At 70.6% G+C, this 15,052-nt stretch carries 12 protein-coding genes and 1 other RNA gene; 8 read left to right on the top strand and 5 right to left on the bottom strand.

Annotated features, from left to right (window positions below; translation table 11 throughout):
* The first annotated feature begins 6 nt into the window (after positions 1-6).
* Positions 7-180 (top strand): hypothetical protein, encoded by a 174-nt coding sequence (locus tag FV227_RS28770; protein ID WP_187274645.1) that lies wholly within the window; start codon positions 7-9, stop codon positions 178-180.
* Between the two features lie 253 nt (positions 181-433).
* Positions 434-1,744 (top strand): hypothetical protein, encoded by a 1,311-nt coding sequence (locus FV227_RS01610; RefSeq protein ID WP_147858165.1) that lies wholly within the window; start codon positions 434-436, stop codon positions 1,742-1,744.
* A gap of 21 nt (positions 1,745-1,765) precedes the next feature.
* On the opposite strand, the gene FV227_RS01605 is transcribed toward FV227_RS01610, so the two are convergent.
* The 3 genes from FV227_RS01605 to FV227_RS01595 all read right to left on the bottom strand — a co-directional run bounded on the left by FV227_RS01605 (position 1,766) and on the right by FV227_RS01595 (position 5,443).
* On the bottom strand, positions 1,766-2,893 hold the full coding sequence (locus FV227_RS01605) for a GNAT family N-acetyltransferase (protein WP_147727755.1): 1,128 nt from the start codon (positions 2,891-2,893) through the stop codon (positions 1,766-1,768).
* A complete protein-coding gene (locus tag FV227_RS01600; protein ID WP_147841108.1) occupies positions 2,890-3,885 on the bottom strand; it encodes a sterol desaturase family protein in 996 nt (331 codons plus the stop codon). The genes FV227_RS01605 and FV227_RS01600 overlap by 4 nt, the downstream gene beginning before the upstream one ends.
* 388 nt (positions 3,886-4,273) lie before the next feature.
* The gene (locus FV227_RS01595) at positions 4,274-5,443 is read right to left on the bottom strand and encodes a glycosyltransferase (protein WP_246686353.1); all 1,170 of its coding nucleotides are present in this window, start codon (positions 5,441-5,443) and stop codon (positions 4,274-4,276) included.
* Between the two features lie 214 nt (positions 5,444-5,657).
* Here FV227_RS01595 and FV227_RS01590 point away from each other — a divergent pair, with 214 nt between their 5' ends.
* Complete coding sequence (locus FV227_RS01590) at positions 5,658-6,881, top strand: DUF1972 domain-containing protein (protein WP_147858164.1); 1,224 nt, start codon at positions 5,658-5,660, stop codon at positions 6,879-6,881.
* Positions 6,882-6,883: 2 nt separating this feature from the next.
* On the top strand, positions 6,884-8,137 hold the full coding sequence (locus FV227_RS01585) for a cellulase family glycosylhydrolase (RefSeq protein ID WP_147858163.1): 1,254 nt from the start codon (positions 6,884-6,886) through the stop codon (positions 8,135-8,137).
* On the opposite strand, the gene FV227_RS01580 is transcribed toward FV227_RS01585, so the two are convergent.
* Positions 8,091-9,425, bottom strand: a complete 1,335-nt coding sequence (locus tag FV227_RS01580; RefSeq protein ID WP_246686350.1) for a VpsF family polysaccharide biosynthesis protein — start codon at positions 9,423-9,425, stop codon at positions 8,091-8,093. The two genes, FV227_RS01585 and FV227_RS01580, sit on opposite strands and share 47 nt — an antisense overlap.
* A gap of 10 nt (positions 9,426-9,435) precedes the next feature.
* Positions 9,436-11,538 carry an exopolysaccharide transport family protein gene (locus FV227_RS01575; RefSeq protein ID WP_147727808.1) on the bottom strand — a complete coding sequence of 701 codons (2,103 nt, stop codon included), beginning with the start codon at positions 11,536-11,538 and terminating at the stop codon, positions 9,436-9,438.
* A 353-nt stretch (positions 11,539-11,891) separates the two neighbouring features.
* On the opposite strand from FV227_RS01575, the gene FV227_RS01570 reads away from it, so the two are divergent.
* From FV227_RS01570 to FV227_RS01555, 4 genes are all read left to right on the top strand, one after another.
* Positions 11,892-13,367, top strand: a complete 1,476-nt coding sequence (locus FV227_RS01570; RefSeq protein WP_313899076.1) for a formyl transferase — start codon at positions 11,892-11,894, stop codon at positions 13,365-13,367.
* A 63-nt stretch (positions 13,368-13,430) separates the two neighbouring features.
* Positions 13,431-13,587: non-coding RNA, 6S RNA (ssrS, locus tag FV227_RS01565), on the top strand.
* Positions 13,577-14,164: a 5-formyltetrahydrofolate cyclo-ligase gene (locus FV227_RS01560; protein ID WP_147727810.1), complete on the top strand. Its 588-nt coding sequence runs from the start codon at positions 13,577-13,579 to the stop codon at positions 14,162-14,164. The genes ssrS and FV227_RS01560 overlap by 11 nt, the downstream gene beginning before the upstream one ends.
* A 2-nt stretch (positions 14,165-14,166) precedes the next feature.
* The gene (locus tag FV227_RS01555; protein ID WP_147727811.1) at positions 14,167-14,985 is read left to right on the top strand and encodes a TIGR00282 family metallophosphoesterase; all 819 of its coding nucleotides are present in this window, start codon (positions 14,167-14,169) and stop codon (positions 14,983-14,985) included.
* Positions 14,986-15,052 lie beyond the last annotated feature (67 nt).

Below are 15,052 nucleotides of genomic sequence, written 5' to 3'. Positions count from 1 at the left end.
GTGCGGATGAAGCAGGTGCTGCGCGAGGCGTCACGGGCGGCCGATGGATCGATGGGTGTCGGGCTTGCGGCATCGCGGCCGGCCGATCAAGCCCCGCTGAAACCAAACGGCGTTCCCAACGTAGGGGAACCGCGAGCCGGGCGCATGACGTTTCGCGGGCAGGACGATCCGCATGCGTAGTCGGCCGGCGACGATCTACGTAACCCGCGACCGCATGGTGCGTTGCAAAAAGATATGCGAGATTCATCCTAGGCAAACGCGTGATCATTCGTCGATTCGGATATCGCACCGGGCGATCGTTCGTCTCGAAGACACCTTCACCTCGTCAGATCGATATCATGGCCGGACACGGAAATATTCAGACACGGACTGGCGTCGCGCGCGTGATTGCTGCACGGTGCCGCGCGCTCTCCGACCGTCGGGGACGCGGGGCATGAGGCTTCCGAAGATCGGACGCTTCGGTCGGCGCTTCGCCGTGATCCTGTCCGGCGAACTGATCCAGAGCCTGTTCCACTTCGTCCTAAACATCGTGCTCGTGCGGGAGCTCGGCGCCCACGGGTACGGCCTGTTCGCGATCGTGTTCACGATCGGCGCCGTCGGCGTCACGTATATCCGGGCCCTCGTCGCAGTGCCGGCGACGCTCTTTCTCGCGCGCAGTTTCGGCCGCCCGGCGGAACGCGGCCACGACATGGTGTTCGGCTCCGGAGCGACCGCCGTCGCGCTGCTGATGGCCGCCGCTGTGTCGGTCGGGCTCGCGCCGGTGCTCGGGGTCACGGCGCTCGCCGGCGGCGCCTTCGTCGGGCTCTACGCCTTCCGCAGCTACCTGCGGATCGTGCTGCTGGCGCGCCGCGCGCCCTGGGTCGCGGGCGCGAGCGACATGGTCTATTCGGCCTGCGGGCTGGCGCTCGTCGTCTTCCTCCATGCCGGCGACGACGCCCTGCTCGAGCACGCCTTCCTCGGCATCGCGGCCGCGCACGCGGCCGGGATCGCCGTGGCGTTGGCGGCGATCGGGCGACCGGTCCGGGTCTCGTTCCGTGCCAGCGTGCGGCGGCGCTACCTGGAGATCTGGCGCACGCTGGCCTGGTCGCTGCTGGGCGTCACCGGCACGACCGTCCAGGGCCAGGGGCTGACGCTGCTGTTCGCGCTGCTGGCCGGGCCCGCGGCCTATGCGCCGATCGCCGCGACTTTGGTGCTGTTCGCGCCGCTGCGGATCCCGACCAACGCCCTCAACAACATGGTCCTGCCGGAGATCTCGGCGTTGCTCGCCGCGGGCCGCCGGCGCGAGGCGCGGCGCCTCGTCGTGCGCAGCACGGCCCTGATCGGCCTCGCCTGCCTCGCCTACGGGGTCGCGATGTGGACGGCGCTGCCGATCATCGAGCGGCACCTGTTCAACGGGCGCTTCGCAAGCGAGCCGATGGCCGCGATCGGTTTCGGCGTCTGGTGCGTGGTGACGATCGCGCTGCTCTACGCCATCCCGCGGGCGTTCCTCGAAGCGTCGGCCGCGTTCCGGGTGATCGCCGCAGGCGCCCTGGTCAGCGCCGGCATCGGCTTCCTGATCATGGTGCCGCTGCTGCTCACCCTGGCGCCGCCCTTCGCGCTGATCGGCCTCGCGGTGTCGGAATGCGTCACCGCGTTGTGGTCGGCGAAGGCGTTCCGCGACCGGTCCCGCCATCCCGACGGGCGGGTGCGCGAGGCCGCCGACCGCTTCGCGGCCGGCACGTCGGCACCGGCGGCCGCCGCGTGAACGGACGCCGGCGTTCCGGGTTCAGGCGGCTTCGCTCGCCGCTGCAACCTGCGGCGGCGGCGTGCCGCTGCGGCGGCGCATGTCGCGGACCACGAGGTTCCAGGAATCGAGCATCATCGCGGCGGCGCCCGGCAGCGTCCTGCGGCCCATGAAGGCGTCGAGCGTGACGCTGGTGGTGGCGAAGCGGCTCTTGAACGCCTCGGCCCCGCACAGGAAGTCGACGGTGTGCAGCCCCTGGTCGATCGACCACTGGATGTAGTCCATCATCAGCACCATGCCGGGCGAGCCGCGCTCGAACGCCGGATCGTAGGTGGTGACGAAGGCCATCATCGTGCCGGCCTGGACGAAGTTGATCGACACCGCGACGATGACGCCATCGCATTCGAGCACGAAGGCGCGCAGCAGGCCGGTCTCGGCCAGCACCCGCACCAGGGCGGAGAGCGCGGGCGACCCCTCGTCGTAGAGGTTCGATTCGAGCTGGTTGCCGGCGAGCCACTTGCGCTTCAGGTCGGCGAGCCGCAGCAGCACCGGCTCCATCGGCGCGTCGGGCGGCAGCAGGCGGAAGCGCAACGGGCCGGATTCGCCGATGAACTTCTGGCCGCGACGATAATTCTGGCGGGTCTTCTTCGATTGCGCCGCGACCCAGGCCTCGCCCGTCGGCCAATCGCCGGCGACGCGGAAGCTGACCTCGCTGCGATGGTTCGGTCGCAGGCGCACGCCGGCCGCCTGGCTCGGATCGAGCAGCGCCCGTGCCTTCGCACCCGGAAGCAGGCGGTTCAGGTAGACTAGGTCGAACCCGCCGGCGGCCGAGAGATGCCCCCACATCCGCCGCAGGAGACCGGGATCGTCGCCGGCCAGGAGGGCGTCGCCGTAATCGGTGTGGTCCTTGGCCGCCCATTCGAGCAGGCGCAGCCCCTTCCGCCGGCAGGTCGCCATCGGCAGCACCGCGACCAGGGCGTCGCCGCGCCAGGCCAGCACGATCTGCAAGGCGCGCCGCTCCCGATCCGGCACCGTCGCCCACCATGCGGCGATCCAGGCCTGGCTCTGGAACACCAGCGCACCGGATTCACGCCACAGGGCGGTCCAGGCCGGGCCGACCTCGGCGAGCCGCTCGCCCGTGCGGACGATCTCGAAACGCTCCGCGCTCACGGCTGCGACCCTTCCCGGGCCTGGATCGGGGCGGCGCGACGCGGCTTCAAGCGGCGCTTGACGACCCGCCACATCTTCTTGAGCGGCAGGATGTAGAGGCCGTTCAGCGACTGGTAGTCGCGCACGTCGCGGTCGACGAGGCCGAACTTGAAGCTCTCGTTCGGCTCGGGAACGCACAGGGTTCCGAAGACCCGATCCCAGAACGAGAACAGCAGCCCGAAGTTCTTGTCGTAGTGGCGCGGGTTGGTGCTGTGGTGCAGCTGGTGCCAGTGCGGGCACAGGATCAGGTTGTTGAGCTTGCCGAACGAGATCTTGAAATGCGTGTGCCGGACGAAGTCCATCATCAGGATGTTGCGCATGATGTAGACGTTGACGCCGAACACCGTGACTTCCACCGGGTTGAGTGCGATCAAGGTCCACAACCCGAAGCAGATGCCGGGGATGACGCCGTCCCAGGCGCGGTTCATGAGCTCGTCGAGCGGGTGGACGCGATCCTTGGTGATGCCGACCATCACCTCGGCCGAATGGTGGACCTTGTGCAGCTCCCACAGGAACGGGAACCGGTGCTGAGCGGTGTGATACAGGTAATAGGAGATGTCGTAGGCGAGCAGCATGGTCACGGTGAAGACGATCACCGTGATCGGGCCCGGCGACCCGCCCATCAGCGGCGCATCGATGCCGAACATCGTGCCGACGATCTTGTTGGTCGCGTAGCCGACCGCGACGACGAAGGTCACGCCCGCCGGAATCAGCAGGAACGGCATGATCGCCTTGCGGGTGATGTAGAACAGCAGGTCGGCGCGCGCGGACGGGTGGGTGATCACCTCGTGCGGCAGCAAAAACTCGAAGAACTCTGCGAAGGACTTCTCCTCGACGGTCCGCCAATAGGCGATCACGGCGCAACCGAGGGCGGTCGCGAGCAGGAGGCCGGCGGCGAGGAGGTTGGCGGCCGAGATGCGATCGAGGATCTGCTCGATGAAGGTGCTGATCATATCCCATCTCTCATGCCCGTGCCGGCCATGGGGCCGAAAGCGGGTCGAAGCACGGAAGACCGGAGCGCGAACGCGATCCGGCGAGATCGTGTGAGTGTCGCAACCGCAGGCGCGATGTGCAGTGGATGAGGAACAGCAATACCGCGTGCGGTCGAACGATGGAACAACGTCCGCCGAAACGATCGCAGGAGAATACTTACGAAGCGATCACCGGAGGCTGTAAGCTCGACCGTATCGTCAAGACTTCGTTTCGAAACCGGTTCCGGGCCGGGTCGAGCATGCCGGCGACCGGCTTCGGTCTTGGCTAACGGAGCGTTGCGCAGAGCACGCACAAGAGGGCCGATGCCGGCGGGCTTCGCAGGTCCGGCGGTCGGGCGGACCGCCCCCGTCAGCCGGCGGAGTTCGACGGGGCGTTCGCCGGCGTGCGGGTGCCGGGCACACGGGCGGGCTCGCCCTGGAAGGTCAGGCGCAGCATCGCCGCGATTCCCTCGGCCGCGAGCTTCTCGTCGAAGATGCGCTCGTAGCGGGCGCGCGCCGCCGCCGGATACCCCGTCCACAGGTCCGGGCGGGTGACGATCTCGGCGAGCGCCCGCGACAAGGCCTCGACGTTGCCGGGGGGCACGACCCATCCGGTCGCGCGATCCTCGACGATCTCGGTGAGGCCGCCGATGCCGGAGACCAACGGCGGGATGCCGTAGGCCAGCGCCTCGATCGCGACGCGTCCGAGCGACTCCGGCAGCTGCGACGGCACCGTGACCACGTCCGCCCAGCGGTAGAGCGAAGCGGGGTCGGCGACGAACGGCGAGCAGGTGACCTGCCCCGACAGTCCGGCCTCGGCGACCTGTGCGGCCAGCGCCGCCTCGCGGGCGTCGTCCTCGAAGGCGCTGCCGACGATCTTCAGCTCGATGCGCGACCGGATCGCCTCCGGCAGCCGCCGGATCGCCTCGACCAAGACCTCCTGGCCCTTGATGCGGCTGATCCGGCCGAGCATCAGCAGGCGCAGCGGACGGCTGCCGTCGTAGCGCGCGGTGTTGGGCAGGGCCGGGCCGGCGATGCCGTTGTAGACCACGCGCACGGTCGCATCCTTCGGCATCGCGAAGGCGGCCTGCGTCGCCCGCGAGTTGAAGATGATGTTCGCCCGGCTCCAGCGGATCAGGTTGCGCAGCACCGTCAGGGTCGCCCCCTCCGGAATCTCATGGACATGGACGACGGTTCGGCCGGGCAGGAGCCGCGCGGCCAGCAGGTAGTCCGCCACGACGGTGGTGTTCACGTAGACGAGATCGCTGGCCCGGATGCGCCGGAGCGCGCGGGCGACGGCGAAGGGCAGGGCTGCCATGCCGAGCGTCGCCAGCCGCAGCAGGTTGCGCCGGCGCAGCACCCAGATCGGCTCGATCACGATCCGCGACGCGGCGTCCTCCAGCATCGCGACGATCGGGCCGGCCTTGGGCAGCACCACGTCGATCCAGGCCTGCGGATAGGCCTCGCGGATCGTCCGCACCGTCTCGCAGAAGCTGCGATCCGATCCGTAGAGCTCGTAGCCCTGATGCACGCAGGTGATGCGGCGGACGGCGCGTCCGTCCCGCGCGGCGAGGAACCCGCCCGGCGCCCGAACATTCCCGTCCGTGAAAGAATACCCGGTCCGAAGTATTGGATCAGCACGCATAAGTTGAATTAACCACTGATACAACAACTATTGGTTGTATTCCGGAGACGCTTCGTTAGTAAGTCTTCTCGCATACCGGAAGTTGACTGAAATCGGAAGGGGTTCGCGTATGCGGGATCTTGCGCCGGCGCTCCTAATTCTTGGGACGCGCGGCATCCCTGCGTCGCATGGCGGGTTCGAGACGTTCGCGGAACGGCTCGCGCTGCATCTCGCCGCGCGCGGCTGGCGCGTCGGCGTCTACTGCGAGCGGGATGTCGAGCGGGTCGGGCGGCGCGTCTCCACCACGATGTGGCGGGGGATCGAGCTGATCACCGTGGAGGTCGCCGCGACCGGCCCGGCGGCGACGTTGGCCTTCGACGCGTTCTGCGCGCACGACGCCGTGACGCGCGGCGGCGTCTGCCTCGTGCTCGGCTACAACGGGGCGATCTTCCTGCCGTATCTCAGGCTGCGCGGCGCCACGATCCTGACCAACATGGACGGCATCGAGTGGCGGCGCCCGAAATGGTCCTTGGCGGTGCGGGCGTTCTTCTGGGTGAGCGAGTGGATCGCGGCCTGGAGCTCGCACCGGCTGATCGCCGACCACCCGGCGATCGCCGACCATCTCGCGACCCGCCGTCCGCGCCGGGCGATCGCGACGATCCCCTACGGCGGCGACCCGATCCGCGCGCCGAAGGAAGCGCCGATCCAGACGCTCGGGCTCGAACCCGATCGATTCCTCGTCTCGATCGCGCGGATCGAGCCCGACAACAACGTGCTGGCCTTCGTCGAGGCGTTCTCAAGGAAGCCGCGCTCTGCCAAGCTGGTGGTGCTCGGCACGTTCGACCCGAGCAACGCCTACCACCGGGCGTTGCGGCGAGCGGCAGGGGAGGGCGTGGTGTTCCCAGGCGCGATCTACGAGGCCGAGACGGTCCAGGCGCTGCGCTACCATGCCCGCGCCTACCTACACGGGCACACGGTCGGCGGCACCAACCCTTCGCTGGTCGAGGCCCTGTGGGCCGGCAATGCGGTGATCGCGCACGACAACGCCTTCAATCGCGGCACTGCGGGCGACGGCCAGTTCTACTTCTCCGACGTGGACGGATGCGAGCGGGCGATCGAGACTGTTCTCGGCGACGACGCGGCCGTCGCGGCCGCCCGTGCAGCGGCCCGGCGGAGGTCCGCCGCCTTTTCGTGGAACGACATCCTGGCCGCCTACGAGCGCGAGGCGCGCCGGCTCGGCGGATATCCGCCGATGTCCGAGCCGATCACGGACGATGTGCCGGCGATGCGCCCGGGTGCGGGCGGCCTGCCGCTCCGCCGGACGGCCGGCGCCGCGGCGGATCCGGTCGCCTGACGATGGCGACGGACCGCCGTACGGTGATCGGCGGCGCGCTCGCCGTGACGCTCGCCGGGCCGGTCGCAGCCGCGACGCCCGAGCCGGTGGTGCTGCGCCGTGGCATCAGCCTGTGGCCGTGGTTCTCGCTGACCCGGGAATACCCCGCGCCGCGCACCGACTACGCCTGGCCGCCGTTCCAGCCCGACCGCCCGGTGCCGAATGCCGGCGACCTGCGGCAGCTGGCGGAGGCCGGATTCGATTTTGTGCGCCTGCCGATCGATCCCGGCCCGTTCGCCGCCTTCGCCGGCGCGCAGCGGGAGCGGCTGTTCGCGATGCTGTCCGAGGCGGTCGATCTGATCCTCGCGAGCCGGCTGTCGTTGGTGCTGAACGTCCAGGCCAACGCCGCGACCCACCACTACAACCCCGATCGGTTCTACGGGACGGCGACGGCGCCGCTGCTTCCCGCCTACCGCGACGTCGTCGTCGAGCTCGCCCGGCGCTTCGGCGGACGGGCGCCCGGCCGCATCGCCCTGGAACCGGTCAACGAGCCGCCGCAGGCCTGCGGGGCGGTGGCCTGGAACCGGGTGCAGGCGGCGCTCCTCGGCGCGGCGCGGAAGGCGGCGCCTGCCATGACGCTGGTCGCGACCGGCGCCTGCGGCGGCATGGGCTCGGGCCTCACGGCCCTCGACCCCGCCTCCTTCGCCGCCCTCGCTCCGGTGCTCTTCACCTTCCACTTCTACGAGCCCTACCTGTTCTCGCACCAGGGCGCGCCCTGGATGAAGGACGAGCCGATCTATCGGGCGCTCAACGACGTGCCGTGGCCGGCGCGCGCGGGCACGCTTGACGCGACGCTGGCGGCGGTCCGCGCCCGCATGCGCGCCGACACCGCGACCTCCGACGCGGACAAGGCGGCGGCCTACGCCGTCACCGAGACGAAGATGAAGGAGTACTTCGCCGCCGACCCGGACCGCGGCTACCTCGATCGCAATCTCGCCGACATCCGAACCTGGGCCGACCTCTACGGCGTCGCGCCGCGACGGATCCTGATGGGGGAGTTCGGCGCCCTGAGGAGCGATGCGCGCTACGTCGCGTCGCGCGCCCCCGATCGCGCCCGCTACATCCGCGACGTCCGCGAGGCGGCGGAGGCCGCGGGCTTCGCCTGGGCGTTCTGGAACCTGTTCGACGGGCTCGGCCTGATGTACGACGCCCACCGCATCGATCCCGCGATCATCGCCGCGCTGGGCCTGACGATGCCGGGGACGGCGAGGCGCTGAGCGGGCGGGGCGGGTACAGCACCAGCAGCATCAGCGCGAACTTAGCGAGGAGGGTCGTCTTCCCGCCGATGCTCTCGAAGGTGTTGATCAGCACGACGAAGGCGAGGATCGGCAGGAACACGCCGTGCCGGCACTGCCGCGCCACCTCGTAGAGGAACAGCGCGATCGCGACGATCAGCAGCACCGTCATCGCGACGCCGTTGTAGAGGAGGCTGCGCACGATCGGGTTCTCGATGCCCCATTCGAGGCCGTACATCCGACGCAGGGTGTCGACGATCGACGGATCGGGCCCGACCAGGAGATCGCGGAACGGGATCGCATCGAAGATCGCCAGCATCTCGACGCGGGCATTGGCGCTGCCGCCGTCCGAGACGAAGCGCTCGAGCAGCGCGTCGAAGAAGCCGCCGACGGCGAGCCCGCCGACGACGATCGGCACCATCGTCAGCATCAACACGGCGATCGCCGCCCCGAGCAGCGGCACGCGCCCGGTGCGGAGCGCCCGGTTGAGGGCGACCACCGCGAAGACGCTGCCGAAGCACAGCGTCACCACCGTCGCCGAGCGTCCGCCGAAGGTGATCAGCGCCACCAGCTGCAGGGTGATGAAGCCGGCGCGGGTGATCGGACGGAGCTGGCCGCCGCCGTTGAACAGGGCGAGGATGTAGCAGGCGGTCAACGTCGCGTTGGCCAGCGGATGGCCCTGCAGCGCCGCCGAGCGCGTGTCGGTGTCGAAGGCCTGCCCGTCCATGCGGAACGGGAAGAAGCGCTGGCCGCTCACGAACTCGACGAGGCCGAGCGCGGCGTTAGCGACCATGACCGCGTGCACCACGATCTCCACGTGCCGCATGGTGATCGCGTCCCGGTCGGCCATCAGGATCACGACGAGGCCGGTGAGCACGTAGGTGTCGAGCGAGCCGGCAAGCCCGGTCCCGTTCCGCGAGGCGATGAAGGCGAGCAGCCCGAAGCCGACGAGGCAGAGCAGCACGCTCGCGGGACGCCGCTCGGCCGCCGCCGCCATCGGGATCACCGGGTTGCCGGCCCGCAGCATCGTCCAGCCGAACAGGAACACCGCGAGGTAGGTCGCGGGATGGACCTTCTGCGCCGCCGAGCCGGTGATGCCGTCGTAGTTGATGCCCACGGCCCAGAGCATGCCGCCCGACAGGCCGCAGGTGACCAGGGCGAGCACGACCAGGGCCCAGGACTCGAACCGCGAGAGGGAGGGCAGCGGGAACGCCTGCGGCTGCCGCCGGGCCGCGTGCGCCGGCGTCGTCGGGCGGTACGCCTGCGTCACGATCGGTTCCTCAGCTCGCCGCGCGCGCGTCGAGCAGCAGCGAGCCGGAGACCGGCCGGCCCAGGGCCTCCGAGGTGCCGACGAGGCTGAGGAGGTCGCGCTGGCGGGTGGCGCCGTTGCGCACGATCAGCAGCAGGCGGTCGGCGGCCGCCGCGACCGGCCCGATCCGCAGGTTCTCGGACAAGACGCCGCCGTCGAGGATGACCAGCTCGTAGCGCCCCTTCACCCCGGCGAGGAAGCGCTCGACGTTGGTGCGCAGGAACGCGTCGCGCACCGGCTTCTGCGCGTCGCCCATGCCCATCCGACGCGCGCCGGTCGCAGGATCGAGGCGGGTGACGGCGTTCAGGCTCTGCTCGCCGCGGAGCACGTCGAGGAGGCCGCCGACGCTCGAATCGTCGATCCGCATGTCGGCGTCGACGATCAGCACCCGCTCGCCGCGCGCCACCGCGACGGAGGCGAGCAGGTCGATCACCGCCTTGCGGTCGGCGTCGTCCGCCTCGCCGGAGGTGACGAGGATGCTGATCGAGCGGCCGCCATCGGTCGATTCGTGGAGGTGGTCGAGGGTGAAGCCCGCCGCCGACGCGCTGGCGCCGTCGCTCCGGCGGCGCAGGCGCGGCAGGGTCGCGACGACCGGCGCGTTCGACAGGCGCTCGAGCTGGCGCTGCGACAGCACCGTCGGCTCGGCATATTCCCGAACCAGGGCGAAGCCGGTGCCGAGGCCGAGGCCGGCGAGCGAGGCCGCAAGCACTAGGAACAGCCGCGGCGGCCAGGAGGCGTCCGCCGGCGGGCGCGCCCAGGTGATGACGCGGGCGTTCGTGCTGTCGATCCCGGTCTGCTCCTTCAGCTCGCGCGAGCGCACGAGGAAGTTGTTGTAGACGGTGCGGCTCGCGTCGACGTCGCGCTCCAGCTCGCGCAGGCGGATGCTCGACTGGGCGCTGACCGCGGATTGCTTCTGGAGCTTCTCGAGGTCGGCGGTGAGCGTGCGCTCGTTGGCCTGCGCCCGCTGATACTCCGACTCCGCCGCCTGAGCGATGCGGCCGAGCTCGCCGTCGATCAGCTGCTTCACGTCCTGCATCTGCGCCCGAGTCGCGGCGATGAACGGGTGCCGCTCGCCGAGATTGGTGCGCAGGTCCGCCTCCTTGCTCGCCAGCTCGGCGTACTGGCCGCGCAGGCGGTCGATCACCGAGGATTGGATCGCCTCGGGCGTCGCGCCGGCGGCGAAGGGCCGTCCGCGGGCGTCCTTGACGCCCTGGAGGCGGGCGCGCGCCTCGGCCGTGCGGGTTCGGGCCGCGACCACGCGGGCGTTGCTGTCGGTGAGCTGCTGCTCGCCGACGAGGCGCCCGCTGGACGCGATCAGGCCGTTCTTCGCCTTGTAGTCCTCCAGCCGCAGGTCGGCCTGGTTCACGGCGTTGCGCAGGTCGTCGAGGCGGCCGCGCAGCTCGCCCGATGCGCGCTTGGCGCCCTCGGCCCGGGCCTCGGTCTGGTCCGACAGGTAGGATTTGGCGATGGCGTTGACGATCCGCGCCGACTTGTCCGGATCGGTGGTGGTGACGATCACGTCGACGACGAAGACCTTGTCAGCACGCTTCACCGAGAGCTTGCGCCGAAGCCGGTCGAGGGACTGCCCGCGTGCGTCGACGACCTTGTCCGGCTGCCGCCCGGCGATCATCTCACGGAGGGAGCGCACGGCGCGCCCGACGATGCCGGTGCTCGCCGCACCGAACTCGGGATCCTTGTCCAGCCCGGTCTCGGCGATGGCGCGCGACAGCACGGTGTCCGATTCGATCACGCGGACCTGGCTCTCGACCTGCGTCACGCCGCCGTCGGGCGACAGCGCTCCGGGATTGACGTCGTTGTTCACGACGACGCGGTCGCGTGGATCGATCAGGAGTTGCGCGGTCGCGGTATAGAGGGACGGCGTGAGGACGGCGTAGGCCAGGGCCGCCAAGCCCAGCACGCTCGCCGTGCCGAGGATCAGCTTCCAGCGCCGGAACAGGATGCGCCACAGGTCGCCGAGCTCGGCCGTGGTCTCGGGCTTGGATGTGACCACGCGCTCGGGCGCGACCGGCTCGATCCAGGCCGAAACGGCAAGGTTTCTGTTCAGCTGTGCCACCGTGGGCCACCGTCGTGTCAAATTGGGTCAGTTTTACGGGCGCCTGACCGGATACTGCAAGGTGCGCGCAACTGAATGAAAATCCCTCAAGACTGCGTAGTACCCCGGGTTCGGACCTCGCTTCTTCGGGTAAGGGTTAATGTCGATCGGGCGGCGGCCTCTGTCTTCAAGGTTATCTTCTCGGTCACGAAATTGGTGATAGATCGCAACGACGGATTGCACCGGGTATCCCGGTTCCTGGCGCCGAACGCGACGGGCGGGGACGCGGCGTTCGCCGGGACGTTCGAGAGGGATCGGTCGGCGGCATGCGTCTCAGGTTGCGTCTCGATGGTCGGAGGCCGCGCCTTTGGCACGTGCACCTGCTCCGTCGGATCGCCGTCCTGCCGGGCGTCGACGCGATCGAGATCGATGCGCGCCCCGGGCCGGACGCGTGGCCGGCCAACGCCGACCTGCTGTTCTCGCTCGAGACGCTGATCCACCGCCTGCCGCGATCGGGCGCCTCGTCGCCGGCGCAGGATCGCGACCTGTCCGCGTGGCGGCCGACCGGGCATGCGCGGCCGGATCTGATCGTCGACCTCTGCGGCGACGTCGCCGCCGCGGAGGCCGGCTCGATCTGGCGGTTGTCCTACGACGGCCGGCCGGGCGAGGCCGGTCTGCTCGCGAGCCTCCTGGCGGGGCGGGCCCCGATGATGGCGCTCGCCGACGGGAGCCGGCTCGTCGCATCGGGTCGCGCGGGCACCGAACGCCGCGGGGTGATGCTGACCTCCTTCGACGACGCGCTGATCCGCACGGTGTCCCTGCTGGCGGCGGCGCTCGCCGGGCGCCACGAGGGCGGCCCCGCGACGGGACGCCCCGGGATCGCGGCACCACCGGCCGAGCTCACGGCCCCCCAGATCCTGTCACGCACCGGGCGCATCCTCGCCCACGCCGTCGCGCAGCGGCTCTACCACCTGTGCTACCATGCCCCGCACTGGCGGGTCGGCTGGCGCCGGCTCGACGGGCCGGACGTGATCGACCTTCGCCGGCACCCCGACACCGGCTGGACCACCCTGCCCGACGACGGCCGGCGCTTCTACGCCGACCCGTTCCCCCTCGATCATCGCGGCGAGACCTGGCTGTTCGTCGAGGATTTCGTCCACGCGACGGCCAAGGGCATCGTCTCGGCGGTACGGTTCTCGACCGACGGCCCGATCGGCGTACCGGTTCCGGTGCTGGAGGAGGCCCATCACCTCTCCTATCCGTTCGTGTTCGAGCGCGCGGGCGAGGCCTGGATGGTGCCCGAGACCGGCAGCGCCGGCACGATCGACCTCTACCGCGCCACCGCCTTTCCGGGCGGCTGGGTGAAGGAGGCGACGCTGGTCTCCGGCGTCGTCGCCAGCGACGCGACCCTGGTCGAGCATGGCGGCCTGTGGTGGATGTTCGCGACCGTCCGCGATGCGCCGCTCGGCGCGGCGCTCGGCAGCGGCTCGTACTCGGATGCGCTCCATCTCTGGTCGGCACCGGATTTCCGCGGGCCCTGGACGCCGCATGCCCACAACCCGGTGCTGGTCGACGTCGCCTCGGCGCGGCCGGCCGGACGCATCGTCGCGCGCGACGGAGCCCTGATCCGCCCGATCCAGGATTGCACCGAGGGCTACGGCCGGGCGCTGGCGCTCGCCCGGATCGACCGCCTCGACGCGGAGGGCTACGCGCAGACCGTCGAGACGAGGCTGACCGCCGGGCCGTCCTGGCCCGGCACCCGCCTCCACACCCTCAACCGGTCGGCGACGCTCGAATGCATCGACGGGTCGGCGCGCTCGCCCCGCCTGCGCACCCTGCTCGGCCGCTGATTTCACGACGCTCGGCGCTCGCGCCCCCTGGCGCGGACGGGGGCGCACCGCTACATGTGTTGGGCGGGGCTGCAGAGTCCGTCAGGAGCACTTTCCCCGGGGCCTTATCGACTCCCCCGGGAGCTGTCCCTGGCCTCGTCCCTGGACTTGGCCAACACGGCGCCCACCTACACTGTAGGTTTCCCGGGATCGATCCTCCAACGGCTCACGTGGCTCCGCACTCGACCTCCTCCGACAAGGCCGCCCTGCGAAGCGACGCGCTCGCACGGCGCGACGCCCTCGACCCGGAGACCAGGCGCGCCGGATCGCTCGCGATCGCCGAGCATGCCCTCACGGTCGCGGGCCTCGCCGAGGCCACCCTCGTCGGCGCCTTCTGGCCGATCCGCAGCGAGGCCGACCCGCGCCCGCTGATCGAGTGCTTGTTCGCCCGCGGCCAGCGCGTCGCGCTGCCGAAGGTCACGCCGGACGGCCTGGTGTTCCGCGAGTGGCGCGCGGGCGAGACGCTGGTCGCCGGCCGCTTCGGCCTCAGCGAGCCGCGCGACGACCTGCCGGCCCTCGACCCGACCGCCCTGATCGTGCCGCTCGCCGCCTTCGACCGGCGCGGCCAGCGCATCGGCTACGGCCGCGGCTACTACGACCAGGCGATCAGCCGACTGTCGCGCAGCGGCCCGGTGCTGACCATCGGCATCGCCTTCTCGGTCCAGGAGATCCAGCGGGTCCCGGCCGAGCCGCACGATCGCCCCCTCGACCACCTCGTGACCGAGGCCGGGTTCGTTCCCCTCACCAAAGACCTCTGACGATGCGGCTTCTCTTTCTCGGCGACGTGGTCGGGCGTCCCGGCCGAAAGGCCGTCACCGACCGGCTTCCCGCCTTGCGCGAGCGCTGGCGGCTCGATTGCGTGGTCGTGAACGGCGAGAACGCGGCCGGCGGGTTCGGCATCACCGAGTCGATCTGCGACGAGATCCTCGGGGCCGGCGCCGACGCGGTGACGCTCGGCAACCACTCCTTCGATCAGCGCGAGGCGCTGGTCTTCATCGCCCGCCAGCCGAAGCTGGTCCGGCCGGCGAACTACCCGCCCGGCACGCCGGGCCGGGGCGCCACCATCGTCGAGACCCGGGCCGGCGCCCGCGTCCTCGTCGTCAACGTGATGGGCCGGCTGTTCATCGACGCGCTGGACGACCCCTTCGCCGCGGTCGAGCGCGAGCTGTCCGCCTGCCCGCTGGGCGAGGCCGCCGATGCGGTCGTCATCGACGTCCATGCCGAGGCGACCAGCGAGAAGCAGGCCTTCGGCGTGTTCCTCGACGGCCGCGCCAGCCTCGTCGTCGGCACCCACACCCACGTCCCGACCGGCGACCACCGCATCCTGCCCGGCGGCACGGCCTACCTGACGGATGCCGGGATGTGCGGCGATTACGACTCGGTGCTCGGCATGCAGAAGGAGGAGCCGCTGCGGCGCTTCCTGCAGAAGACGCCGGGCGCCCGCCTCGAAGCGGCGCAAGGGGAGGGCACCCTGTGCGGCATCGCCGTCGAGACCAATGCGGACGGCCTCGCCGTCACGGTCTCGGCGGTTCGCCTCGGGCCTCATCTCGAGGAGACCTGGCCGCGGGATTGGGATTAGTCCGCACTGAACGATGCGAACGCGCGCTGTGCGGCTTGATCGCATCGTAGGCTGACGCCACAGTGCC

This window comes from Methylobacterium sp. WL119 (genome assembly GCF_008039875.1).
Classification (GTDB): Bacteria; Pseudomonadota; Alphaproteobacteria; order Rhizobiales; family Beijerinckiaceae; genus Methylobacterium.
The sequence above is the reverse complement of the archived record's forward strand: the minus strand, read 5'-3'. Positions and strand labels throughout refer to the sequence as shown.

Excerpts from the sequence above, each read along its gene's own strand:
- FV227_RS01555 (WP_147727811.1), top strand. The coding sequence starts at position 14,167 with ATGCGGCTTCTCTTTCTCGGCGACGTGGTCGGGCGTCCCGGCCGAAAG.
- FV227_RS01585 (WP_147858163.1), top strand. The coding sequence starts at position 6,884 with ATGGCGACGGACCGCCGTACGGTGATCGGCGGCGCGCTCGCCGTGACG.
- FV227_RS01610 (WP_147858165.1), top strand. The coding sequence starts at position 434 with ATGAGGCTTCCGAAGATCGGACGCTTCGGTCGGCGCTTCGCCGTGATC.
- FV227_RS01600 (WP_147841108.1), bottom strand. The coding sequence starts at position 3,885 with ATGATCAGCACCTTCATCGAGCAGATCCTCGATCGCATCTCGGCCGCC.
- FV227_RS28770 (WP_187274645.1), top strand. The coding sequence starts at position 7 with ATGAAGCAGGTGCTGCGCGAGGCGTCACGGGCGGCCGATGGATCGATG.
- FV227_RS01590 (WP_147858164.1), top strand. The coding sequence starts at position 5,658 with ATGCGGGATCTTGCGCCGGCGCTCCTAATTCTTGGGACGCGCGGCATC.